Genomic DNA, 24,368 nt, shown 5'->3' on the forward strand with positions numbered 1-24,368 from the left:
CTGCTTCACAGCTGTACTTGCCCCCTTGCACCCTGCTTCAGCCGTACTTGAACCCCGGGCGGCCACCGCTTGGCCCCCGCACGATCCCGCTATCTGGACCCGGGGTCCAAGTCCCTGCCCCCTTCCCGCCAAGGCCGCTATACTGAATGCTCGTGCTGACCGGCCGGGAACCGTTGCGAACCCGAAGTCCGACAGCACGCCAGAGCATCCCCGCGGCCGCGCTTTGCGCACTGCCTTTCATTCGTGCCCCTACGTTAGATGGACGATCCCATGACGTTGAACTCGCTCCCCGCCTGGTCCTCGCTGCAAGCCCATTACGAGCAGATTCGCGATGCGCACATGCGCGACTGGTTTGCCCCCGCGAACGATCCCGCTCCTACCCGTGCCGAACGCTTCGCGTTTGCCGGGGGCGGTATCGCGGCCGATTTCTCGAAGCATCGCATCACCGACGAAACCCTCAAGCTGCTCGTGCAAGTCGCCCGTGAAGCCGGTGTCGAAAAACGCCGCGACGCGATGTTCGCCGGCGAAATCGTCAATCCCACCGAAGGCCGCGCCGTCCTGCACACCGCGTTGCGTGCGAGCGATCCGAACGCGCCATTCCATGCCGAAGTCATGGCCGAACGCGCCAAGATGGCAGCGTTTTCCGACAAGGTGCGCAGCGGCGAGTGGACCGGCTACACCGGCAAGCGGATTCGCTATGTGGTGAACATTGGCATCGGCGGCTCGGATCTCGGCCCCAAGATGGTGGTGCACTCCCTGCATCACCTGGCCACGCCGGAGATCAAGAGCTACTTCGTGTCGAACGTCGACGGCGCCGATCTGTACCGCGTCCTTCAGGAGATCAATCCGGAAGAGACGCTCGCCATCATCGTCTCCAAGACCTTCACGACGCTCGAAACGATGACCAACGCGCGCTCGCTGCGCGACTGGTTCATCGAGAAAGGCTGTCCGGAAAGCGCGCTGGCGAAGCACTTCGTCGGCGTGTCGGCCAACCCGGCCGAAGTCGTCAAGTTCGGCATTGCGAAAGAGAACGTCTTTCAGATGTGGGACTGGGTGGGCGGCCGCTATTCGCTGTGGTCGGCGGTCGGCCTGTCGATCATGATCGCGATCGGCCCCAAGCAGTTCGACGAACTGCTCGCCGGTGCGAACGAAATGGATCAGCACTTCCGCACTGCGCCGCTCGAACGCAACCTGCCGGTGCTGATGGGCATGATCGGCATCTGGTATCGCAACTTCTTCGGCTCGCAAAGCTATCTGGTCGCGCCGTATTCCGAGGCGATGCACTATCTTCCGTCGTATCTGCAGCAACTGGAAATGGAGAGCAACGGCAAGTCCGCACGTTTGGATGGCGCGATGGTCGACTATCCGACTTCGGCCGTGACGTGGGGCGAACCGGGCACGAACGGTCAGCACGCTTTCTTCCAGATGCTGCATCAAGGCCCGACGATCGTGCCGATCGACTTCATCGCCGTGCTCACGCCGGAGCACCCGCTAGTGAGCCATCACCCGAAGCTGCTGGCGAACTGCTTCGCGCAAAGCGAAGCGCTGATGCTGGGCCGCACACTGGAGGAAGCGAAGAAGGTGGCTGGTCCGGACAAGCCGGAACTCGCACCGCATCTGGTGTTCCCGGGCAACCGCCCCACCAGCACGCTGATTCTCGAAGCGCTGACGGCGCGTTCGCTCGGCGCGCTTATCGCGCTCTACGAACACAAGGTGCTAGTCCAGGGGACGGTGTGGAATATCAATTCGTTCGACCAGTGGGGCGTCGAGTTGGGCAAGATCCTCGGCAAGGTAGTGGAGGCCGATCTGACCTCGGCTAGCGTCGAGGGCGGCAAGCACGACTCCTCGACCACCGCGTTGATCGCACGCGCGCGTGCGGCTTTGAAACGCTGAGTGGGCGGCTGCGTTTGCTTCTACGTTTGCTTCTACGTTTGCTGCTGCGTTTTCGGTTGAGTGGGCAACACGTGGCGATAGCCTGAGCATCGCCACGTGATCGATCAGTTGCAGAACTTGTTGTGAAGCGGGCCATCGACGGCCCGCTTTTCTTTTGTACGCGCTCAGCCCTCAGGCGAGGCGCCCTGCCTCGATCGTGACCGTGGTATCGCAACGACGCGCGAGTTCGATGTCGTGCGTGACCAGAATCAAGGTTGCGCCATTAGCCCGGTTCATCTCGAACATCAGATCGATAACCGCATGCCCCGTTGCCGCATCGAGACTGCCGGTCGGCTCATCGGCAAACAGGATGGCCGGATGAGTGACGAAGGCGCGCGCCAACGCGACGCGCTGCTGCTCGCCGCCCGACAGCAGCTTGGGATAGTGACGGGTACGCTGCCCCAGTCCCACCTGTTCGAGGAGGCCACGCGCTCGCGCCGCTGCATCGCGCGCAGCGATGCCGCCTTGCAATTCGAGCGGCAAGGTCACGTTCTCGAGCGCCGTCAAATGCGGCATCAATTGAAACGATTGGAACACGAAGCCGACCGAGCCGTTGCGCAGTGCCGCGCGTTGGTCCTCGCTCAACTCGGTGAGTTCCTGACCCAGCAGCCGAACCGACCCGGAGGTTGCACTGTCCAAACCTGCGAGCAGACCTAGCAGCGTAGACTTGCCGGATCCGGATGCACCGACAATGGCCACGCTGCTGCCGCCTTCGATTGAAAGATCGATATGATCGAGAATCGTCAGCTCGCCTGTAGCATCCTTAACCCTCTTGCACAATCCCCGCACTTCGATGACTGGATCAGTTTTCTTTTGCATGGTAAGGCGTAGGTTGAAAGTGCGCCTAGCTGCACCTGGCGCCGCCGCGTTGAATACAGCCTTCGGCATGGTCATGATGGCCGCGACGCTGCCGCTTGCGGCTCATGCCGCTAATCCACCGGAGCCGGCCAAACCGGTCATCGTGGTGCTAGGCGACAGCATCTCCGCCGAGTATGGGCTGCCGCGCGACACGGGTTGGGTGGCGTTGATGCGCCAGCGTCTGGCCAGCGAGCGCATTGATTATAGCGTTGCGAACGCAAGCATCAGTGGCGACACAACCAGCGGCGGACGCGCCCGCATGCCCGAGTTGATGCAGCGGCTCAAGCCCAGCATCGTGATTGTCGAACTGGGCGCCAACGACGCACTGCGCGGCGTGCCGCTTCCGACTACCGAAGACAACTTGCGCACGATCGTTGAAGAGGCACAACAAGGTCATGCGAAGGTTGTGCTCATCGGTATGTACGTGCCACCTAATTACGGCCCGGACTACACACAAAAGTTCCACGGTGTGTATGAGCAGTTGTCGAAAGAACTGCACACATCGCTCGTGCCGTTCCTCCTCGCAGGCATCGCGGACAAACCGGAGATGTTCCAGTCCGACCAGATGCATCCCACCCAGCGGGCACAGCCCGTGCTACTCGATAACGTGTGGACGACATTGAAACCTCTGCTGCACAACAGCCCCTCACACTGACAAGGCACTTACATCTTGTTGCGAACGAACTGGGAACGTGCGTAGGGAATGTCGCTCAGACATTTTCGCTAACCGCGAAATCCGGCTCGTCTCGAGCGCTTTTGTGAGGAGATAACGTGAAATACCTACCGCTTATCGCTTTGACCGTGGCCATTTCTGCTTGCGCCGCTCAACCGCCGGCGGGCGTGCAATCCGTTGGACAAAGCCAGCAACCGCCTAAGGCCGTCGCGCAATGTATCGCCCAGAAGTGGGCTGACAGCTCTCAACAACAGGTTGTCTCGCAGGACACGATGGCAAACGACCAGGCAATGGACGTTTATGTACCGGGCCAGCAACCGCCCAGCGGCGCAGCGGCTGTGGTGCGCCCGGCCTACAGCGGCTCGGGCACATGGGTTGGCTTCCGCTCCAATGGCGGTGCCGGTAGCGACGCTACTGGCGCGATCAGCGGCTGCCTCTAAGGTAGCCTTAACAAATCCTCCAGCGATTTGCTCGCCGGATAAAAAAACCCCGCAAAATTGCGGGGTTTTTTTGTACTTGCGACGCACGCCGCTCACGCGACCGCATCCTCGATCAGTCACCGCCCGATTGCGCGCTATCCAGCGAGCCATAGAACTTGAGCTTCGAGCGAGCGCGCAGCGCTTCGACATACGCGCCAACATCGGACTGTGCCTCAGCCTGAGTGATCTGCTGCTGCGCGGCGGCCAGATGCTGCGGATCGATCGGCGCACCCGCTACCACGGCATTCACTCGATACACCGCGTAGCCCGCATCGCCCAGATCGACACCCACGTAAGCCGGCAATTTCTGCGAGTCGGCCTTGTAGATTGCGCTCAGTGCAGCAGGCGGCAAGCCTTGTGCGTCATTGCGCGAGACCTTCACCGGCGCTGAGAAGCCGGTGGTTGCATTCGACTTCTGCAACTCAGCGAGCTTGGCGATGCCATCTTTATGCGCCATCTCATCGGCCTGAACCGCGATGACCTTCTGGCGCACCGCGTCCTTGATCGTGTCGAGCGGAGGCACCGCAGCCGGCTTGTAATCGGTGACGTGAGCAGCGATCAGCGTGTTGTTGCCGACATCGATGGCTTGGGTATTGTTATGGGCCTGGACCGAGTCGTTCGCGAACACTGCGCTCAAGAATTTCGCGTTGTTCAGCGGGCTGTCCGGCGGTAGTGCTGCGTTCGGCTGCGGCGTAACCGTGGCCGTCTGGATCTGCAGCTTGTATTTGTCGGCGGCCGGTTGCAAGCTCTTCGCCTGCTCATAGACGACCGATGTAAAGCCGTCCGAATCGTCGCTGAATGCCTTGCCCGCCAGTTGCGTCTTCAGGTCCTTGGCGATCGCGTCCTTCACGGTATCGAACGGCTGGGTGACCGACGGCTTAACATCCGTCGCCTTCAGGATCAGCAAGCCCACATCCGTCGGGATAACGTCGCTGATTTCATCCTTCTTCAGCTTGAACGCAGCGTCGTCGAACGCCTGACCACCGGCCATCATGCCGCGGCCGAAGTAACCCAGATCGCCACCCTTCGAGGCCGAAGCCGGGTCCTGCGAACTCTGCTCAGCAATCTTCGCGAAGTCGTCTGGATGCGCTTTCACTTGAGCAAGCAACGCGTCTGCTTTCTGCTTTGCCTTGGCCTTGTCGTCCGCACTCGCGTTCGGCGCGACTGAGACGAGGATCAGGCTCGCACGCATTTGCGCAGCGGTCTGGTAGTGAGCGATGTTGTCGTCGTAAAACTTCTTGAGATCCGCATCCGTGGGCTGTAGGCCCGCAGCGAGCGCAGCCGGCGACATCACCAGATACTGAATGGTGGCCGTAGCGGGCGTGGCGAAATCGTTGCGATGCGCGTCGTAGTACGCCTGCAATTGCGCGTCCGTCGGCTGCACCTTCCCCACGTAGTCGTGTGGATTGAATGCGAGACCTTGCACTTCGCGCTGTTGCTCAGCGAGCGCAGTCAGGTTCTGTGCAAGCGTCTTCGACGTAAAGGCACTGCCCTCGATGCTGCCAGGCAACTGCTGCGTAGCCAGCGTGTAGCGCACGCGCTCGTCATATTGATCGGGCGTCATGCCCTGCATGGCGAGCAGTTCCTTGTAGCGGCTCACATCGATCGAACCGTCAGGATTCTTGAGCGAAGAGATGACCGGATCGCTCAGCAACGTACGCCGCACTGCGTCGTCAGAGGCGGTCAGATGCAGCCGCTGCGTTTCATCAGCCAGTACGCGCTGCTCGATAAGGCTATCGAGCAATTGCTTGCGGCGTTCAGGCGTATCGAACATCTTCGCGTCGAACTGCCCACCGAGCATCTGGCGCGCGCGATCCAGTTGCTGACGCATCGCGTCGTCGTACTCGGCTCGGGTGATCTTGTGCCCGTTGACGCTGGCGACGTTTGCGCTTTCGTCAAAGAAGCCGCGGAAGCCTTGAATACCCACAAAACCCAACCCCGGTACGATGACCAGGATGAGCATGAACATCATCAGGCGTTTGTGATTGCGGAAGAAATCGAGCATGCGTTAAGGATGCCAAAAACGGAACGCCCGATATTACAACAGCGGGCAATAAAAAAGGCGAACCGGAGTTCGCCTTTCAAGGATACTGGCGGAGTGGACGGGACTCGAACCCGCGACCCCCGGCGTGACAGGCCGGTATTCTAACCGACTGAACTACCACTCCTTATACTGCGTGTGTGCTGCCTAAATACTGCATGTGGAACCGGGAACTGGTGGGTGCTGAGAGGCTCGAACTCCCGACCTACGCCTTGTAAGGGCGCCGCTCTACCAACTGAGCTAAGCACCCGCTCCGCGATTCTGCCTGCTACCTGATGTTGCGCCGCGCTTCTCAAGTCTTTCAACCCGCAGGTTTCTTAACTCTTTAAACCGCGCCACCCCCAAGCAGCAAGTCGATTAGTTTAGCGCATCTTTTAGCGCTTTGCCAGGCCTAAATTTCGGCACCTTGGCGGCCTTGATCTTGATTGCCGCTCCCGTGCGCGGATTACGACCGGTGCGTGCCGTGCGCTTGCCCACCGCAAACGTACCGAAGCCTACCAGCGTCACCGAACCACCCTTCTTCAACGTACCTTTGACGCCACCGATCACGGCATCCAGCGCACGTCCTGCCGCCGCTTTCGAAATGTCGGCTTCTTGTGCAATGTGATCGATCAATTCCGTTTTATTCATTCCAACCCCCGAGAATATTTTTGGACAATCGTAATGGCGCTTCAAAGCGCCAGGTCAACGTGGCACGGCAAAAACGCCGAGCGAACCAATTAGAATTGGCCGAAACCCTTGTGTCAAGCGGGGTTGAGCCGGATTAGAGGGTGCTTTTGGCACAGTATTTATAACGAAATCTTGCGGCCGATGAGTGCGACCACAACTCATTCGTCGAGCGCGGCGCTTTTGGCCCAGAAAGTGGGAATCAGCGGGCAAAAGCTATGCAAATGCATATGCTGCATTTGGCTCAGATAATAAAAAACCCGCGGACAAGGCCGCGGGTTTCTGTTGATGCAAACACTACGTGCAGTAGGAAGTGGCTCAGTGCTTCACGACATCCGTTGCGGCGTCTTTACCGGGCTCTGCCGCGACAGGCGTGGCAGGCTTCGGCTCTTCTTCCGGCAACGCTTGCGGCACACGTTCGAGCGCAAGTTCAAGCACCTTGTCGATCCAGCGGACCGGCACGATTTCGATCGCGTTCTTCACGTTGTCCGGAATCTCCGTCAGATCCTTGACGTTTTCTTCCGGGATCAGCACCAGCTTGATGCCACCGCGATGCGCTGCGAGCAGCTTCTCTTTCAGGCCGCCGATCGGCAACACTTCACCACGCAGCGTGATTTCACCCGTCATCGCGACATCGGCGCGCACCGGAATACCGGTCAACACCGACACCAGCGCGGTCGTCATCGCGATACCTGCGGACGGACCGTCCTTCGGCGTCGCACCTTCGGGCACGTGAATGTGAATGTCCTGCTTCTCGAACGCTTCGTCCTTGACACCCAAACGACGCGAACGCGAACGGACCACCGTGCGCGCCGCTTCGACGGATTCCTTCATCACGTCCCCCAGCGAACCCGTACGAGTCACAGCGCCCTTACCCGGCATCACGGCGGCTTCAATGGTCAGCAGATCGCCGCCCACTTCTGTCCACGCGAGACCCGTGACCTGGCCGACCTGGTTTTCCTTCGCTGCCAGACCGAAGTCGTACTTGCGCACGCCGAGGAAGGTATCGAGATTGGTACCGTCGACCTTCACAGCGCCTTCCGCCTTCTTCAGCAGAAGCATCTTCACGACCTTGCGGCAGATCTTCGAAATTTCACGCTCGAGCGAACGAACGCCCGCTTCACGCGTGTAGTAACGAATGATGTCGCGGATTGCAGTTTCCGTGACATCGACCTCGCCTTCCTTCAGGCCGTTGTTCTTCTTCTGCTTCGGCAACAGATAGCGTTGCGCGATGCTGACCTTCTCGTCTTCCGTGTAACCCGACAAACGGATCACTTCCATCCGGTCGAGCAACGGCGGCGGAATGTTCAGCGAGTTCGACGTCGCCACGAACATCACATCCGACAGATCGAAGTCGACTTCGACGTAGTGATCGGCGAACGTATGGTTCTGTTCCGGATCGAGTACTTCCAGCAATGCCGACGACGGATCGCCGCGGAAATCCTGGCCCATCTTGTCGACTTCGTCGAGCAGGAAGAGCGGATTGCGCACGCCGACCTTGGTCAGGCTTTGCAGAATCTTGCCTGGCATCGAACCGATGTAGGTCCGACGGTGGCCGCGAATTTCGGCCTCGTCACGCACGCCACCGAGTGCCATACGCACGAACTTGCGATTCGTTGCGCGTGCAATCGATTGGCCCAGCGACGTCTTACCGACACCCGGAGGCCCAACGAGGCAGAGGATCGGCGCTTTCACCTTATCCACGCGTTGTTGGACCGCAAGATATTCAAGAATGCGCTCTTTGACTTTCTCAAGACCGAAGTGGTCTTCGTCGAGCACGCGTTCCGCATTCGAGAGGTCATTGTTGACCTTGCTCTTCTTGCGCCACGGCAAGCCGATCAGCGTGTCGATGTAGTTGCGCACGACAGTGGCTTCCGCCGACATCGGTGACATCAGTTTGAGCTTCTTCAGCTCAGCATCAGCCTTCTTCTTGGCTTCCTTCGGCATGCGCGCTGCGGTGATGCGCTTCTCGAGTTCTTCGAGATCCGCACCTTCTTCGCCTTCGCCCAATTCCTTCTGGATCGCCTTGACCTGTTCGTTCAGGTAGTACTCGCGCTGGCTCTTCTCCATTTGGCGCTTCACGCGCCCACGGATGCGCTTTTCAACCTGCAGGATGTCGATCTCGGCTTCGAGCTGCGCGAGCAGATGCTCGAGGCGCTCGATGACCGGGAACATCTCGAGGATGTGTTGCTTCTGGTCGAGCTTCAGCGGCAGATGCGCTGCAATCGTGTCGGCCAGACGGCCGGCTTCGTCGATGCCCGAAAGCGAAGTCAGAATCTCCGGCGGGATCTTCTTGTTCAGCTTCACGTATTGGTCGAACTGCGACACGATCGCGCGGCGCAGCGCTTCAGTTTCAGCGCTGTCGGCGTGGTCGGGCTCGAGCGGCATGACTTCGCACGAAAACTGCGTTTCCTGCTCTTCGATCGAGAGCGTTTTCGCGCGCTGCAAGCCTTCGACAAGCACCTTCACGGTGCCGTCCGGCAGCTTCAGCATTTGCAGGATGTTAGCAATACACCCTACTTCGTACATGTCCTTTTCGGTCGGCTCATCTTTCGCAGCCGTCTTCTGGGCGACGAGCATGATGTGCTTGCCGCCTTCCATCGCTGCTTCGAGAGCCTTGATCGACTTCGGGCGGCCTACGAAGAGCGGAATCACCATGTGCGGGAAAACGACTACATCACGCAGCGGGAGCAGCGGGAGCGTAGTGCGTTCCGGCGGGAGGAGTTGGGTTCCTGACATTTCATTTCCCCATGAGTGGTATCAGTTCGTTCGATAGGTGAGGCCTGCAAAAACGATTACAAGGCCTCCGCGTGTGGGAAAAGTTCAGTGACTCCAAAGGAAACACAACCATCCTAACCCAAGATAAACAAAAAAGCCGTTCACGTTGCCATGAACGGCTTTTTTCGCAAAACCTTTAAAGCCGATCAATTCGAACCTGCGACCTTCGGCGCGTCTTCGTAGATCAGCAACGGTTTGCCGTCACCGTCGATCACGTTGTCGTCGATGATGACCTTGCTAACACCTTTCATCGCCGGCAACTCATACATCACGTCCAGCAAAGCCTGTTCCAGAATCGAGCGCAGACCGCGAGCACCCGTCTTGCGGCGAATCGCCTTACGCGCAACGGCTTGCAACGCACCCGGACGAATCTCGAGTTCGACGCGTTCCATATTGAACAGCTTGTGGTACTGCTTCACGAGCGCGTTCTTCGGTTCGACGAGAATCTTCATCAGGGCCGCTTCGTCGAGCTTGCCGAGCGTGGCGACCACCGGCAGACGGCCGATCAGTTCAGGAATCAGCCCGAACTTGATCAGATCTTCCGGTTCCACTTCGCGCAGCACTTCACCCGCGTCGCGGTCTTGCTTACTCTTGACGCTGGCGCCAAAGCCAATGCCCGTCTTTTCCGTACGGTCAACGATGACCTTTTCGAGGCCGTCGAATGCACCACCGCAAATGAACAGAATATTGGTGGTGTCGACCTGGATGAAGTCCTGGTTCGGATGCTTACGACCACCTTGCGGCGGCACCGACGCCATCGTGCCTTCAACCAGCTTCAGCAAGGCCTGCTGGACACCCTCGCCCGACACGTCGCGCGTGATGGAGGGGTTATCCGACTTGCGGCTGATCTTGTCGATTTCGTCGATGTAGACAATCCCGCGCTGGGCCTTGTCGACTTCGTAGTTGCAGTTCTGCAGGAGCTTCTGAATGATGTTCTCGACGTCCTCGCCGACATAGCCGGCTTCCGTCAGCGTCGTTGCATCGGCAATGACGAACGGGACGTTCAGAAGGCGCGCGAGCGTCTGCGCGAGCAGGGTCTTGCCGGAACCGGTCGGGCCGATCAGCAGGATGTTGCTCTTCGACAGCTCGATTTCATCCTTCTTGTCGAGGTGCTTGAGTCGCTTGTAGTGGTTGTAAACAGCCACTGCAAGGATCTTCTTCGCGCGTTCCTGCCCGATGACATACTGATCGAGAATCTCGCGGATTTCCTGCGGACTCGGCAAATCGGACTTGGACAAGCCCGCTTCAATGCCCGCGCCTGCAGCCTCATCACGGATGATTTCGTTGCACAGGTCGATACATTCATCGCAGATGAAGACCGACGGGCCTGCAATCAGCTTTTTGACTTCATGCTGGCTCTTGCCGCAAAACGAGCAATACAACAGCTTTTCGCTGTTAGAACCTTTTTTGTCCGCCATAGATGTGTGAGCCTCCGGACACTCGATTACATGATACGCCGTTTGCCCCTGCCTCGCAGTTGGGGCGAATGAGCAAAAGCAGTGACGGCGCTTGCCGCAGGCGTTTGGACGAATCTGATTATTTCACACCAAAAACGCGGTCGTTCTCACCCTCAAAAAAGGGCGAGAGCGCTCCGGATCATGGACGCTTGTGCAGCACCTGGTCGACCAGACCGTACGCCTGGGCGTCGTCGCCGGACATGAAATTGTCGCGGTCGGTGTCGCGTGCAATACGTTCGACCGGCTGACCGGTGTGATGCGCGAGCAGTTGATTAAGCCGCTCCTTCAAATACAGGATTTCACGCGCCTGGATCTCAATGTCCGACGCCTGGCCGCGCGCGCCACCCAACGGCTGGTGAATCATCACGCGCGCATTCGGCAAAGTGAAACGCTTGCCTTTCGCGCCAGCTGCTAGCAGGAACGCGCCCATGCTGGCGGCGAGCCCCATGCACAGCGTCGAAACGTCCGGCTTGATGAACTGCATCGTATCGTAGATCGCCATCCCGGCCGAAACCGAGCCACCCGGGCTGTTGATGTAAAAACTGATGTCCTTGTCCGGATTCTCGCTTTCCAGGAACAGCAACTGTGCCACGACGAGATTGGCGGTCTGGTCGTTCACTTCACCGACCAGAAACACCACCCGCTCCTTCAGCAGACGCGAGTAGATGTCATACGAGCGCTCGCCGCGGCCGCTCGTTTCCACGACGATCGGCACGAGTCCGAGCGCCTGCGCTTCGAGATCCCGCGACGACTGGGAGGTCAACGTGTCCAGCATTTGGGCGCGAAAGGTCATGCAATGGATCCTTGTCTGGGAATATTTATTCGATACCGGACAGGTGAGTGCGACGGCGCGGTATTCAAGTGCGCAAAAACCCGCGCAACGCGATCAACACGACGCTCCAGAAAAAAACGGCGTGCGGGCCGTCGCTCCGACAGCCGGCACGCCGTTGCAGCGACGCTTACGCTTGCGCCGTTGCGCTTGCCAGTTCTTCGAAGCTCACTTCCTTGTCCGTCACCTTGGCCTTGCCGAGGACGAAATCGACGACGTTAGCTTCCACGACGTACGCTTCCATTTCTGCAAGGCGCTGCTGGTTGGAATAATACCAGCGGACGACCTCCTTCGGGTCTTCGTAGCTTTTCGCGAAGTCGTCGACTTCGGCACGAATCTGCTCCGGCTTCGCTTGCAGGTTGTTGGCCTTGACCAACTCCGCCAGTACGAGGCCCAGCTTCACGCGGCGCTCAGCCTGTTCCTTGAACATTTCTGCCGGGATCGGCGCGTCGGCAGCGTTCGGCACGCCACGTTGCGTCAGGTCCTGACGCGCCATTTCGACGAGGCGCTGCTGGTCCTGTTCGACCAGTGCGTTCGGCACATCCAGTTCGGAAATCTTCAGCAGCGCGTCCATCACCTGGTTCTTGACGATGGATTGAGTGCGGCGCTTCGCTTCGCGCTCAAGGTTGTCCTTGATCTCAGCGCGCATCTTGACCAGATCGCCGTCTTCGATGCCGAGCGACTTCGCAAATTCACCGTCGATTTCCGGCAGATGCGGCCACTCGATCTTCTTCATTGTGATCGTGAACTGCGCCGTCTTGCCGGCGACTTCCTTGCCGTGATAGTCGGCCGGGAATGCCAGATCGAATTCCTTCGCCTCGTTGACCTTCAGGCCGAGCGCTGCCTTTTCGAATTCCGGCAGCATGCGGCCTTCGCCGAGCACGAATGCGAAATCGTCCGCGCTGCCACCTTGGAACGCTTCACCTTCGATCTTGCCGACGAAGTCGACCGTGACGCGGTCGCCGTCTTTGGCTGCGGTGTCCGTACCGCCGTCGCCGTGCTCACCTGCCTCGCCACGTGCGTGGAAATGCACGCGCTGTTTGCGCAGAATGTCCAGCGTGCGGTCGATTTCCGCTTCGCTGATGGTGGTCTTGGTGCGCTCGATTTCAGCCGTGGCGACGTCGCCCAGCTTGACTTCCGGGTACACCTCGAAGGTCGCGTCGAAAGCGTAGTCGTTTTCTGCCGCGTCGGTCTTCGGCGCGAAGCTCGGCTGGCCAGCCACGCGCAGGTTTTCAGCGCGGCTGATGTCGAAGAATTCCTTGCCGACCTTGTCGCTCAGCACTTCGGCTTCCACCTGGCCCGAATACTGTTGCGTGACCATCTTGAGCGGCACCTTGCCCGGGCGGAAACCCGGCATGCGCACGTTCTTCGCGAGTTGGCGGATACGCGAGTCCACTTCCTTCTGCACGGAATCCTTCGGCAGGGAAATCGTTACGCGGCGTTCCAGCTTGCCGAGGTTTTCAACAACGTTAGCCATGGCTTCAATCGTCCTAAAATTATTCGAGCGAATCAGTTATCTTCACGTGCCGCTTTTCGATGTCGCTTCGCATCGCGCGTCACATCAATTCAGCGCCTGCGCCGCGGGCTTGCAGATCACCGGCAGCACGGTTTGGGTCTAAAGAGCCGAATATTTTAGCAAACTATTCGCGCGCTTAGCCGGGATTCGATGTTTCGCGCCCGTTTTTGTGCGTTTTGGGGCCACTTTGAGGCTGCTTTTGGCTTGTTGGGGCCGGCTGCAGGCGTCTTTGCGGGGGGGGCACGCCCGGGGTCCGGCAGGTTCCGCGCGTTCGATGCCGGCTATGCGATTCGACATATTCAGCCGCACGCGGCATGCTGATAAGCTAGCGGACGCGTTCGGGCCCCTGCCCGCCTGCTCCGCCATCGCCTCGACTCCTACCATCAAGAGACACCATGCCGAACCCGTCGTCCGCGCCCGTCGTCGTCATTGCTCCCGATTCTTTTAAAGGTTCGCTTAGCGCCGAACAGGTGGCGCAAGCCATCGCAACCGGCGTGACGCGAGCACGGCCGGATGCCACTGTACGCATCTGCCCGATGGCCGATGGCGGCGAAGGCACACTCGACGCCATGCTCACCGGCGGGGGCGAGCGCCGCGTGCTTACCGTGCGCGGCGCCGCCGGGCCCGTGCGTGAAGCGGCCACGGGCCTCCTCGCCGACGGCAGCGCGATCGTCGAGACGGCCGAAATTGTCGGCATTACCGATCCGGTCGGCATGGGCGTGCCGGTCGAAGCACGCAGTTCACGCGGCATGGGCGAAGCGATTCGTGCGCTGCTCGATGCCAGCGTGCGGCGCTTTTTCGTCGCGCTAGGCGGCAGCAGCACCAATGACGGCGGTGCAGGTCTCCTCGCCGGCCTCGGCGTGAAGCTGTTCGATGCAGATGATAAGGAACTCGAGCCGACGCCGGAACAACTGGCCCGCGTCGCCCGTGTAGACGTGTCGCAACTCGATGCGCGGCTCGCCGATGCGTCGTTTGTCGGCATGTCGGACGTGGACAATCCGCTCACCGGCGAACACGGCGCCACTGCGGTCTTCGGGCCTCAGAAAGGGGTACAGCCCGGACAGATTGCGGGCGTCGACGCAGCCCTCGCCCGCTTCGCCGACCTGATCGAACCGGCGCTGCAGCGCACGGCGCGCAACCTGCCCGGCGCGGGTGCGGCCGGCGGCCTCGGTTTCGCGCTGCATATGCTCGGCGCGCAGTTCGAACCGGGCGCGGAAACGGTCGCGCGGCTGATAGGCCTCGATGCCGCGCTCGCCGGGGCAGACTGGCTGATCACTGGCGAAGGCCGCTCCGACGTGCAGACGCTGCACGGCAAGGCGCCGTTTATCGCCTGCGGCCACGCGAGCGCCTTGGGCGTGCCGGCCACACTGCTGTCGGGCGCGGTCGACTCCGCCGCGCTGCCGCGTCTCTCCGAGCATTTCAACGGCTGCTTCTCGCCGGCTCCCGGCCCGATCACGCTCGAGGTGGCGATCAGCGACGCGGCCAGACTACTCGCCAACGAAGCTGAGCAATTGACGCGCCTAAAGTACGGCATGCGTTGACCGGTGAGGCGGTTGCGGCAACAATCACAGCGCCACTTCCGCCTCCACTCAATCCCGGGACGACCATGAAGGCCTCCGCCAAAGCCGGACTCGAACAGTTTCTGACGTATCGCCTGCATGTCTTGAACAAGCTTGCCGAGCGCGGCATCGGCGAGCGCTACCAGGAAAAGCTCGGCGTGACCGTGCCGGAGGCGCGCGTGATTGCGTCGGTGGGGTCGTTCGGGCCGTTCTCGATCATGGATCTGGCGCGGCACGCGAACCTCGACAAAAGCCAGGCGAGCCGCGCGGCTGAAGCGCTCATCAAACAGGGGCTCGTGCAGCGCGAGGCAAGCGAAGAAGACGGACGCGTCGTGCTGATTTCCCTGACGCCCGCAGGACGCGAGCTTTACCGGAAGGTCATGCCGATCGCCCGCAAGTGGAATGCCGATCTATTCGATTGCCTCAGTGAGGATGAGAAAGCGGTGCTGGGCGCCACGCTCGACAAAATTATCGAAAGCGTGCAGGCGCGCACTGAGTGATAGCGTGGTAGTGCACGACAAAACCCGCCTGATTCACCGGGTGTTTTGAGGCGCTCACAGTCCTGCCGTCGAAGTCGATATTGAGCAGATTCGATGCGCAAACCTCGGCGTTTCGAGGATCAGCGGATCTGGTTGTGCGGACAACCAGTTTGAAGACTGTTACTTCGAACCGAATACAACCTCCTGTACGACTGCCCACGCGGCAAGATGCCCCAAAGGGCTGCCACCACCACTCACGGCGATATGCACGTCCCCAACGCCATCAAGCAAAAAACCCCGCCAGTCATCGACTGGCGGGGTTTTCACAAATACGTGGTGCGAGGAAGGGGACTCGAACCCCTACACCATTGCTGGCGTCAGGACCTAAACCTGGTGCGTCTACCAATTTCGCCATCCTCGCAGCCGGGCGAAACGTTTGCACGCCGCGTCCGATGTCTGGCTAGCCCACGTCCGCGCCCTGCCGGCCAAGCTGGCCTGGACGCGTCCGAAAGCGTAAGCGCGAGATTCTAACCGATAGATTTGCGCTTGTCTGCATTTGCCCGACGTAGGTCGATGCTACAATTTTTGGCTAACGTACGCACGGCACACGCGCCGTGCCGTCCCTGCTTCAAGCTCCCCACACTCCATTCAAGTGAATTTCGACGAATATTGCCAGCAGAAGGCGGCGCCCCCCGGCTCGAGCAGCTACTACGCGCTCCGTCAGGCGCCCGCGGGACGCCAGCCGCTCCTGACCGCCCTGTTCGCGCTGCGCCGCGAATTCGAGGAAACGGTGAAGGAAACCAGCGATCCGGCCATTGGCCGCACCAAGCTCGCCTGGTGGCAGAACGAAACTGCTGCGCTGGCCGCGGGAACGCCCTCGCATCCGGTCTCGAAGGCGCTGGCTGCCCACCTCGGTAGTGGCGTCGAGGCTGAATATTCGGCGTTGCAAACGCTGCTGGCGGGTTTCGAAATGGACCTTGATCAGGCCCGCTACCTCGACTACCCGAATCTGCGCCGCTATCTGCATGGCGTCGGCGGTACGTTTGCCACGCTAGTCGCACGCGCCACCGCGCAAAATCCGGCCGAAGCCGCGGCTTGGGCCGCACCGCTCGGTCACGCGCTGATGCTGGCCCAGCTCGTCGCCGAACTCGGCAACGACGCGCGGCATGGGCGCATCTATATTCCGATCGACGAGATGCAACGCTTCAACGTCACCGCGGCTGACCTGATCAATCGCAAATACAGCGACGCGTTCACCGAACTGATGCGCTTTCAGACGAGTCGCGCCCGTGATGCCATCCGCACCGCGCTCGCCGCGTTGCCGGCCGGCGAGCGGCGCACGCAGCGCACCTTGCGGGCGCAAGCCGCGCTCGCGCTGGCGCTACTGGATGAGATTGAGCGGGACGGCTACCACGTGCTGCATCAGCGTATCGCACTGACGCCGATCCGCAAGCTCTGGATCGCGTGGCGCGGCGCGCGCCAAAGCTAGACGGCAGTCCGCTTCGCGGTGCGGCGCCATCCGCCAGTCAAATACGCGGGGCGTGCACGGCGCATCGGTCACACACGCAACAGAGGCACCGGCTCGAAGCGCTGTTGCAGGACAGTCGTGGCATCGAGTCCCCACCACGGTCCGAGGACCGTGGCATAGAGCTGGCGGAAATCAACGCCCACCGGCAAGTTGCCACCCCCGTCCAGTTGCGTCAAAACCGGGGGCGCGCCATACAAGCCGCCGCGCACCCGTCCACCCATGACGAAGTGCGGCGCGACCGTACCGTGATCGGTGCCGTTGCTCTGGTTCTCGCGCGGCCGACGGCCGAACTCTGCGTAGGTCATCACCAGCGTATTGTCCCAGCGCCCGAGCTCGACAAGCGCCGACTTCATCGATGCAAACCCCTCCGCGAGCTGCTTGAGCAGCGCGGCCTGCTGACCGGGCTGATTCTGATGAGTATCGAAGCCGTTCAGCGTCAGCCGGATCACGGCCACCCCCTGCCCGTTCAGCGGCCGGCCCTGCAGCGTGTCCCCTGCGGCGAGCACCTGCATCGCGGTCTTGATCGAGGCGCCGAACGCACCCGCGGGAAAAGCCGTCTTCAAAGGGAATTGCCCTTCGCAGGGACGCAGACGGTCGGCGGCCTTCACGATGTCGTTCTCGACGTCGAGAATATGCGCCAGTTCGGGATTGCGTTCGTGCAGCGACACCGGCGTCGCGAGCCGCGATGCCTTGACGAACTGCGCCGGGTTCACCAGCGCAATCGCTCGCGCGCCGTTGGCGAGCGGCCCCATCTCGGCGCTGCCGATCACCACGCCATCCGCGACGAAACCCGGCGGCACCGCGTGCTGAGCGAACGCCCGTGTCAGCCATCCTTCGCGCAGATATTGATCCGAGCGCGAGGCGGTGTCCCAGATCTCGATCGAACGGAAATGCGACAGATTCGGTTGCGCATAACTGACGCCCTGCACGATCGCCAGTTGCTGGCTCTGCCACAGAGGCATCAGCGGCTGCAGCGCGGGGTGCAAGGCGGTGCGCTCATCTATCTGGATCACCAGTTCGCGCTTGATGCCGATGTTCTTGCGTAACTGGTAGTAAGTGGGATCGGCGTACGGAATCACCGTGTTCAGGCCGTCGTTGCCGCCCTTCAACTCCACGAGGATCAGGAGATTGCCATAGCCGCCGCGCGCGAGCGCTGCGCCGTCGGCCTGGCCCGGCGCCTGCGCGCCGAACGCCCGCGGCAACCAGAGGGCGGCGCTTGCCGCAGCGGTCATCGAAAGAAAGTCGCGCCGTTTCATGCTGCACCTCGTTCGGTTGTGGTGGCGCCAGGTACACCGCCCGGCTCGCGCCGCTTCGGTTCACCACGCATGCCACTTATTTCAGCTGAAAAGCCGGGTCCATCAACAGCGCCTCCAGGTACGCGCTGGCGGTCGAATCGGTTTCGATCGCGTCGACCGGTGCAAGCGGCAGCACCGCGTGCTGCAACTGCAGCTCCGCCGACAACCCCGCCTTTGCGGAGGGCGTGGTGTCGTACTGGGCCAGCCAGGTGTCGATATCGAAGCGTACTCCGCCCTGACCCACTCGCGCCATGGCACGCCGCACCATCGCCGCACCTTTCGGGTTCTGGCTCATGCCATTTTGCGCGTGATGCGCAGCGGCGGCCTCGGTGGCGCGAAATAGCTGCTCGACGAACTGCTTGCGGGCGAGCAGCGTCGAGCTATTGATCCACGTCTGACCACCCGGCCAGCCCTTGACGTTGGGGGGATAGAACAGGTTTTCGCCCAAGGTGCGAATTTCGCCGGCGAACGGCGCTGTGTTGTCATAACCGATATCGAACTCGCGCAGCGTACCCACCACGAACTCAGCCGGCGACTTCACCAGCATGCCGCGATTGCTGTCGTCCCAGAACGCGTCGCTCAGGAAGATACCGCGCAACGCGACTTTGATGTCGTAGTGACTCGCACGAAAACGCGCCGCGATAGGCGCGACCTGAGCCGGGTCAGGCGTATCGGATAAGAACTCGCGCCATAGCTTGGTCGTGACGAAGGTGGCTGTCTCCGGCCGGGCTAGCAGAATGTCGAGCACCTGATCGCCGTCGAACGGCCCGCCCTGACCGAGCACCGTCTTGACGCCATCGTCGTGCAGGTTGGCGCGCCATACATAGCCTTGGGTATCCGGGTCGAGGGTCCAGCCGGTATAAGCGCGCGCGGCCTCCGACACGTCCTGCTGCGAGTAGTGGCCCTCGCCGAGCGTGAACAGCTCCATCACCTCGCGGGCGAAGTTCTCGTTGGGCTTGCCCTTGCGGCTGCCGGCGCCATCCAGGTATTGCAGCATGGCCGGGTCTTTCGCAACGTCGTGCAGCAGTTCGCCAAAATTGCCCAGCGCATCACGGCGAAACAACATGTTTTGTTGCCCCATGAGTTGCGGATAGCCGACCTTGTCCTGCCCAGAAGTAAAGTGGTTGTGCCAGAAGAGCGTCATGCGCTCGGTCAGCGGCGACGGCGTGGTCAACATCTCGCGGACCCACCATGCGCGCAGCTCTTCGTAACGCTGGCCGCGCATACGTTGCTCGGCCTGACGCTGATCCTGGGTCCAGACCTTGCGCTCGTCGCGCGTCGGGACCGGCTCCAGCACCCACGCAGGCAGGGGCGTCGAGGCTTCCGTATGTGCAGCGGCCAGCACCTTGTCGACCGCCTGCTCGCGCGTGAGGCCCACATACTGGACGACCTCGGCGTTGTCCGGCGCAAAGCCCACCCGGGTCAGGAAAAAGCGTGCGTCATCGCCGTCGAGCATGGTCTCAGTCGAATCATCCCCAGCCACCGCCGCTGCATGATGTTTCGCGCGCTGGCTATGAAGCGTGCCGTCCTGGGCCAGGGCCGGCAGCGCGCACACGAGCGTTGCAGCTGCCGCGGCAGCGAGCAACGGCGCCGACATGCCGCGAGTCCACCTGAACAGCGTTTTCATTGTCAGTCGTCCGTGGTCGGGTGACGGTGGCGCAAAGGCATCCGCGTTTCGTACGGTTGTCCCCTCTGGCGACTCAACGGCAGATCAAGCAGGAAAGTTGACGGGCGAAGTGCAACGAAATTTTTCACGCACATCGCGGCATACGGCGACGGGTGTTGGGCGTGGGCGCTCTAGCGCTTGTACAACTCGCGCACGGCGTCTTCGATATGCTGGCGCAACAGACGCCGTTCTTCCGGTGTCATGTGACCGTCGCGGCGACGCTGATCGAGATCGGGGGGAACTGCAGTGCGCATCATGGCGTCTGATGCAGGGTGGTCGTCAGTAGGAGTATGCGGCTGGTGGGACGATTTGGAGCCTCGAGAACGAGGCACGTGTGCGTTCGATGCCCGTTCTTCGGAGGACTGGGCATGGGCGAGCGTAGGGCCGAATGTGCCCGTGAGGCTGCCGGCCACTGCCAGCGCAATCACGCTTAGGCGCAGATTCGGCCAAACCCCTCCCTTCATCTTGTTCCCTTCGTGGTGCGGCAACCGGCTACCCTAAATGCGTGTACAAACCCCGGAAAGAAGCCGGGAGCGAGAATTTTATTCGAGTGAAGTATCCACCGAACAGCCGCATTCAGTAAAGCAGTCTACCTGCCACCGCTTTACGTCGTGCCACAGTGCGGGTAAATTTTGTAACTGACTGTAACCCGCGAATTGATGCAAACTCGCACCACTTTGTAATCGCGCTAAGATGCCGACCATGGAAACCAAAAACCCTTCGAAAATCCTCGTCGTCGATGACGATCCGCGTCTGCGCGATCTTCTGCGCCGCTACCTTGGCGAACAGGGCTTCAACGTCTACGTCGCCGAAAACGCGCCGTCAATGAACAAGCTCTGGGTGCGTGAACGTTTCGACCTGCTGGTGCTCGACCTGATGCTGCCGGGTGAAGACGGGCTGTCGATCTGTCGCCGCCTGCGCGGCAGCAACGACCGCACGCCAATCATCATGCTCACGGCCAAGGGTGAGGATGTAGACCGTATCGTCGGCCTCGAGATGGGCGCTGACGACTATCTGCCCAAGCCGTTCAACCCGCGCGAGCTGGTGGCACGGATTCACGCGGTGCTGCGCCGTCAGTCGCCATCCGAGCTGCCGGGTGCGCCGTCCGAGACCACCGAGGTCTTCGAGTTCGGCGAATTCGCGCTCAACCTCGCCACCCGCACGCTGACCAAGGCAGGCCAGGAAATCCCGCTGACCACCGGCGAGTTCTCCGTGCTGAAGGTGTTTGCCCGCCATCCGCGCCAGCCGCTGTCGCGCGAGAAGCTCATGGAACTGGCGCGTGGCCGCGAATACGAAGTGTTCGACCGCAGCCTCGACGTGCAGATCTCGCGTCTGCGCAAGCTGATCGAACCCGATCCGGGCAGCCCGCGATTCATCCAGACCGTCTGGGGTCTTGGCTACGTGTTCATTCCCGACGGCGCAGCCTGAGCTTGTTCGCGCTTTCCGTTTCTGTTTTCAGATAAGAAGGGCCCATGCGGATCGACCGGCGCCTCCTGACGCTCGCGTTCGGCGGCCTTTTCTGGCGGACCTTTCTGTTGATCGCGCTTTTGATCGCAGTCAGTCTCGCCGCCTGGTTCCAGAGCTTCCGGGTGATCGAGCGCGAGCCGCGCGCGCAGCGCGTGGCGCTGCAGCTCGTCGCCATCGTGAAGCTCACGCGTACCGCACTCCTCTATTCCGATCCCGATCTGCGGCGTGCGTTGCTGCAGGACCTGGAGAGCAATGAAGGGGTGCGCGTGTATCCGCGCGAAACCACCGACAAGTACAAGCTGCAACCGGACGAGTCGCTCAACCGGTTGATCGAACACGACATCCGCGGACGGCTTGGCGACGACACGGTGATCGCGCAGTCGGTCAATGACATCCCCGGCGTGTGGATCAGCTTCAAGATCGACGATGACGACTATTGGGTGGCGCTCGACCGCGATCAACTCGATAACGCCACGGGCCTGCAATGGGCCGGCTGGGGGGTGTTCGCGCTCGCGCTCTCGCTGTTCGGCGCGGCCTTCATCACCAGTTTGGTGAACCGGCCCTTCGCGCGGCTCGCCATGGCGGCACGCAAGGTGGGCTCCGGGCAATCACCCGAACCGTTACCCGAGCGTGGCATGGGCGTGGCTGCCGAAACCAACCGCAGCTTCAACCAGATGGTCCAGGACCTCGAACAGCTCGAGGCCGACCGCGCGCTGATGCTGGCTGGTATCTCGCACGATCTGCGCACCCCGCTCGCCCGCTTGCGGCTCGAAACGGAAATGAGCCCGTCCGATCAGACCACCAAGGACGCGATGGTCGACGACATCGAGCAGATGGACATGATCATCGGCCGGTTCCTGGATTACGCGCGGCCGGTGCAAAGAGTCCCGGAACCTGTCGACCTTTCCGTGATCGCACAAGAGCTGGCGGCGCGCATGTCGTCCGAAGACGGCATGCGGCTGATCACGCGTCTCGCGCCCTCAGCGGTGATCGAGGCCGACGAAACCGATATGCGCCGCGTCATCGGCAACCTGCTCGAGAACGCTCGCAAGTATGGGCTGAGCGAAGGTGATGGCATTCCGCACGTGATCCTCGAGACGCGCGTATCCCATGCGCGCGTCGAACTGTCCGTGGTCGACGAAGGGCCAGGCATTCCGGAAGACCAGTTGGCGCTCGTGACCCGGCCGTTCTACCGGGTGGATACGGCGCGCACCCAGGCCAACGGCACCGGCCTCGGCATGGCGATCGTACAACGCCTCGTCGGACGCTATCGGGGCGGTCTGCGCCTGCGCAACCGTACCCCCGGGCCGGGACTCGAAGTCACGATCGAGTTTCCGCTCGCCAAGGGTGCTTAAAGCGCCACCTGCGTCACCTGCGTCACCAGGTCGCATGCTGCGGCGCACGACCCTCTTCACCTTCCGCGCAACGCCCTTGCCATGAAAGCGTCGGAAAGGGTGACATTTGAATCAACTATCAGCGCAGTGAAGAAAAACTATCCGCTTTGTTAGTTAAAAACTATTGCTGCGATGCATCAATAGAGTTATAATTAGCTGTGTGTAACGTATTCGTTACAGCGAGCAGGTAGCTTGAACAGGCTGTTTTTCCAACTCATTGGCAACCTTTCACAGGAGTATTCCGCATGAAAACCGTTGGCGACAAACTCGAAGCTTTCACCGTCACCGCAGCCAAGCCGGGCTTCAACAATCACGAAGAAAATGGCGTGTCGGCGTTCGAGGAAATCACCGAACAGTCGTTCCCGGGCAAGTGGAAGATCATTTACTTCTACCCGAAGGACTTCACTTTTGTGTGCCCGACGGAAATCGTCGAATTTGGCAAGCTGGCGAACGACTTCGCAGAGCGTGACGCTATCCTGCTGGGCGGCAGCGTGGATAACGAATTCGTGAAGCTGGCATGGCGCCGTGAGCACAAGGACCTGAGCAAGCTGAACCACTACGCGTTCGGCGACGTCAAGGGCGAGCTGATCGACCAACTGGGCGTGCGCGACAAGGAAGCTGGTGTGGCACTGCGCGCAACGTTCGTCGTCGACCCGGACAACACGATCCAGCACGTTTCGGTGAACAACCTGAACGTCGGCCGTAACCCGGAAGAAGTGCTGCGTATTCTGGACGGTCTGCAAACGGACGAACTGTGCCCGTGCAACCGTGCAGTTGGCGGCGCAACGCTGTAAGCATTGCAGTCGGAAGCCCGCTAAGCTTGAAAGAGCCTGCGGGCTTTTTTATCGGCAACCTGATAGGAGATATCAATGGAATTCTTGTCTGCGATTAAAGCGCTTGTTCCTGATTACGCTAAAGACATTCGTTTGAATCTGGACGGCACGATTGCGCGCTCGTCGCTGGAAGGCACGGATGCGGTGGGTGTTGCGCTGGCGGCAGCGTTTGCTGCGAAGAGCCCGGTGATTGTCGATGCGATTCGCAATGCGGGCGTGTTATCCCCTGAGGAAGTCAATGGCGCGCTGACGGCTGCTGCCTTGATGGGGATGAACAATGTCTGGTATCCGTATGTGGAGATGACTGACAATGCGGATCTGAAATCGCAGCCGGCTGGTTTGCGGATGAATGCTTATGCTTCGCATGGTGGCGTGGATAAGCGGCGGTTTGAGATGTATGCGCTGGCGGCTTCTATTATTGGTAAGTGCCATTTTTGTGTTAAATCGCACTTTGATACGCTCGTTGCTGAGGGGATGAGTTCCACTCAGCTGCGGGATGTGGGGCGGATTGCTTCGGTTGTTAATGCTGCGGCGCAGGTTATTGTGGCTGAAGGGAAGTAATTCGGTCTTTCACTTTAAGTGGGACGCTACGCGGTTTTTTTGTGTGGCGTCTTTCATTTTTATCTGGCTTTTTTGCCGGTGCGGCGCTTTTTGGTTGTCTGCTTATGGTGTTGGCCTCTCCTTGTTTTGATATCGGTCTGGCTGTTTTGCCTGCGGCGCCTCGTTTATTGGTGGTTTGCCTGCGGCGTTGGACTTTCCTTGATTTGATATTGGTCTATTAGCTTCGCCCCTGTGCGGGGCGGCACTCACTTTCTTTGCCGCCGCCGCGGTGTGTGTCAAGGTAGTTGTCGCGTGAACCGCTATGCTGCGTGTTTGTACATTTCGGCCGAGGCCCGGGTTCGCTCCGGATTCAGATAG

At 60.7% G+C, this 24,368-nt stretch carries 20 protein-coding genes and 3 tRNA genes; 10 read left to right on the plus strand and 13 right to left on the minus strand.

Annotated elements, in window-relative coordinates; translation table 11 throughout:
- The first annotated feature begins 270 nt into the window (after positions 1–270).
- Complete coding sequence (pgi, locus tag P3T40_RS35485; RefSeq protein WP_429272375.1) at positions 271–1,893, plus strand: glucose-6-phosphate isomerase; 1,623 nt, start codon at positions 271–273, stop codon at positions 1,891–1,893.
- A 171-nt stretch (positions 1,894–2,064) separates the two neighbouring features.
- Here the strand turns inward: pgi and P3T40_RS35490 are convergent, their stop codons facing one another.
- Positions 2,065–2,751: an ABC transporter ATP-binding protein gene (locus P3T40_RS35490; RefSeq protein ID WP_429272376.1), complete on the minus strand. Its 687-nt coding sequence runs from the start codon at positions 2,749–2,751 to the stop codon at positions 2,065–2,067.
- On the opposite strand from P3T40_RS35490, the gene P3T40_RS35495 reads away from it, so the two are divergent.
- Together P3T40_RS35495 and P3T40_RS35500 are read left to right on the plus strand one after the other, a co-directional pair.
- A complete protein-coding gene (locus P3T40_RS35495; protein ID WP_429272377.1) occupies positions 2,750–3,445 on the plus strand; it encodes an arylesterase in 696 nt (231 codons plus the stop codon). The two genes, P3T40_RS35490 and P3T40_RS35495, sit on opposite strands and share 2 nt — an antisense overlap.
- 116 nt (positions 3,446–3,561) lie before the next feature.
- Positions 3,562–3,903, plus strand: a complete 342-nt coding sequence (locus P3T40_RS35500) for a hypothetical protein (protein WP_429272378.1) — start codon at positions 3,562–3,564, stop codon at positions 3,901–3,903.
- Between the two features lie 112 nt (positions 3,904–4,015).
- Here the strand turns inward: P3T40_RS35500 and P3T40_RS35505 are convergent, their stop codons facing one another.
- From P3T40_RS35505 to tig, 8 genes are all read right to left on the minus strand, one after another.
- Complete coding sequence (locus P3T40_RS35505; protein WP_429272379.1) at positions 4,016–5,947, minus strand: SurA N-terminal domain-containing protein; 1,932 nt, start codon at positions 5,945–5,947, stop codon at positions 4,016–4,018.
- An 86-nt stretch (positions 5,948–6,033) separates the two neighbouring features.
- A tRNA-Asp gene (locus P3T40_RS35510) sits at positions 6,034–6,110 on the minus strand.
- Positions 6,111–6,157: 47 nt separating this feature from the next.
- Positions 6,158–6,233 (minus strand) — tRNA-Val (locus P3T40_RS35515).
- Positions 6,234–6,340: 107 nt separating this feature from the next.
- Complete coding sequence (locus P3T40_RS35520; RefSeq protein WP_429272394.1) at positions 6,341–6,631, minus strand: HU family DNA-binding protein; 291 nt, start codon at positions 6,629–6,631, stop codon at positions 6,341–6,343.
- 336 nt (positions 6,632–6,967) lie between these two features.
- Positions 6,968–9,388: an endopeptidase La gene (gene lon / locus P3T40_RS35525; protein ID WP_429272380.1), complete on the minus strand. Its 2,421-nt coding sequence runs from the start codon at positions 9,386–9,388 to the stop codon at positions 6,968–6,970.
- 185 nt (positions 9,389–9,573) lie between these two features.
- The gene (gene clpX, locus P3T40_RS35530) at positions 9,574–10,845 is read right to left on the minus strand and encodes an ATP-dependent Clp protease ATP-binding subunit ClpX (RefSeq protein WP_074298724.1); all 1,272 of its coding nucleotides are present in this window, start codon (positions 10,843–10,845) and stop codon (positions 9,574–9,576) included.
- A gap of 178 nt (positions 10,846–11,023) precedes the next feature.
- On the minus strand, positions 11,024–11,677 hold the full coding sequence (clpP, locus tag P3T40_RS35535; protein WP_429272381.1) for an ATP-dependent Clp endopeptidase proteolytic subunit ClpP: 654 nt from the start codon (positions 11,675–11,677) through the stop codon (positions 11,024–11,026).
- 166 nt (positions 11,678–11,843) lie between these two features.
- The gene (gene tig / locus P3T40_RS35540) at positions 11,844–13,190 is read right to left on the minus strand and encodes a trigger factor (protein WP_429272382.1); all 1,347 of its coding nucleotides are present in this window, start codon (positions 13,188–13,190) and stop codon (positions 11,844–11,846) included.
- A gap of 434 nt (positions 13,191–13,624) precedes the next feature.
- Here tig and P3T40_RS35545 point away from each other — a divergent pair, with 434 nt between their 5' ends.
- Positions 13,625–14,770: a glycerate kinase gene (locus P3T40_RS35545; protein ID WP_429272383.1), complete on the plus strand. Its 1,146-nt coding sequence runs from the start codon at positions 13,625–13,627 to the stop codon at positions 14,768–14,770.
- 65 nt (positions 14,771–14,835) lie between these two features.
- The gene (locus P3T40_RS35550) at positions 14,836–15,288 is read left to right on the plus strand and encodes a MarR family winged helix-turn-helix transcriptional regulator (protein WP_429272384.1); all 453 of its coding nucleotides are present in this window, start codon (positions 14,836–14,838) and stop codon (positions 15,286–15,288) included.
- Between the two features lie 313 nt (positions 15,289–15,601).
- Here the strand turns inward: P3T40_RS35550 and P3T40_RS35555 are convergent.
- A tRNA-Leu gene (locus P3T40_RS35555) sits at positions 15,602–15,688 on the minus strand.
- 231 nt (positions 15,689–15,919) lie between these two features.
- Here P3T40_RS35555 and P3T40_RS35560 point away from each other — a divergent pair.
- On the plus strand, positions 15,920–16,756 hold the full coding sequence (locus P3T40_RS35560) for a squalene/phytoene synthase family protein (protein ID WP_429272385.1): 837 nt from the start codon (positions 15,920–15,922) through the stop codon (positions 16,754–16,756).
- A 68-nt stretch (positions 16,757–16,824) separates the two neighbouring features.
- Here P3T40_RS35560 and P3T40_RS35565 read toward each other — a convergent pair whose 3' ends face one another.
- The 3 genes from P3T40_RS35565 to P3T40_RS35575 form a co-directional block, all read right to left on the minus strand.
- Positions 16,825–18,051: a DUF1501 domain-containing protein gene (locus tag P3T40_RS35565; RefSeq protein WP_429272386.1), complete on the minus strand. Its 1,227-nt coding sequence runs from the start codon at positions 18,049–18,051 to the stop codon at positions 16,825–16,827.
- 76 nt (positions 18,052–18,127) lie between these two features.
- Complete coding sequence (locus tag P3T40_RS35570; protein ID WP_429272395.1) at positions 18,128–19,546, minus strand: DUF1800 domain-containing protein; 1,419 nt, start codon at positions 19,544–19,546, stop codon at positions 18,128–18,130.
- A 341-nt stretch (positions 19,547–19,887) separates the two neighbouring features.
- Positions 19,888–20,220, minus strand: coding sequence for a hypothetical protein (locus P3T40_RS35575; protein WP_429272387.1), 333 nt, complete (start codon positions 20,218–20,220; stop codon positions 19,888–19,890).
- 229 nt (positions 20,221–20,449) lie between these two features.
- Here P3T40_RS35575 and ompR point away from each other — a divergent pair, with 229 nt between their 5' ends.
- The 4 genes from ompR (at position 20,450) to P3T40_RS35595 (ending at position 24,011) form a co-directional block, all read left to right on the plus strand.
- On the plus strand, positions 20,450–21,184 hold the full coding sequence (gene ompR, locus P3T40_RS35580) for a two-component system response regulator OmpR (RefSeq protein WP_006048917.1): 735 nt from the start codon (positions 20,450–20,452) through the stop codon (positions 21,182–21,184).
- A gap of 44 nt (positions 21,185–21,228) precedes the next feature.
- Positions 21,229–22,578, plus strand: coding sequence for an ATP-binding protein (locus P3T40_RS35585; RefSeq protein ID WP_429272388.1), 1,350 nt, complete (start codon positions 21,229–21,231; stop codon positions 22,576–22,578).
- A 284-nt stretch (positions 22,579–22,862) separates the two neighbouring features.
- Entirely contained in the window at positions 22,863–23,411 is a 549-nt protein-coding gene (locus P3T40_RS35590; protein ID WP_429272389.1) for a peroxiredoxin, read from the plus strand.
- A 75-nt stretch (positions 23,412–23,486) separates the two neighbouring features.
- A complete protein-coding gene (locus tag P3T40_RS35595; RefSeq protein ID WP_429272390.1) occupies positions 23,487–24,011 on the plus strand; it encodes a carboxymuconolactone decarboxylase family protein in 525 nt (174 codons plus the stop codon).
- The last annotated feature ends 357 nt before the right edge of the window (positions 24,012–24,368 follow it).

It is taken from the genome of Paraburkholderia sp. EB58 (genome assembly GCF_050436665.1).
Lineage (GTDB): Bacteria > Pseudomonadota > Gammaproteobacteria > Burkholderiales > Burkholderiaceae > Paraburkholderia.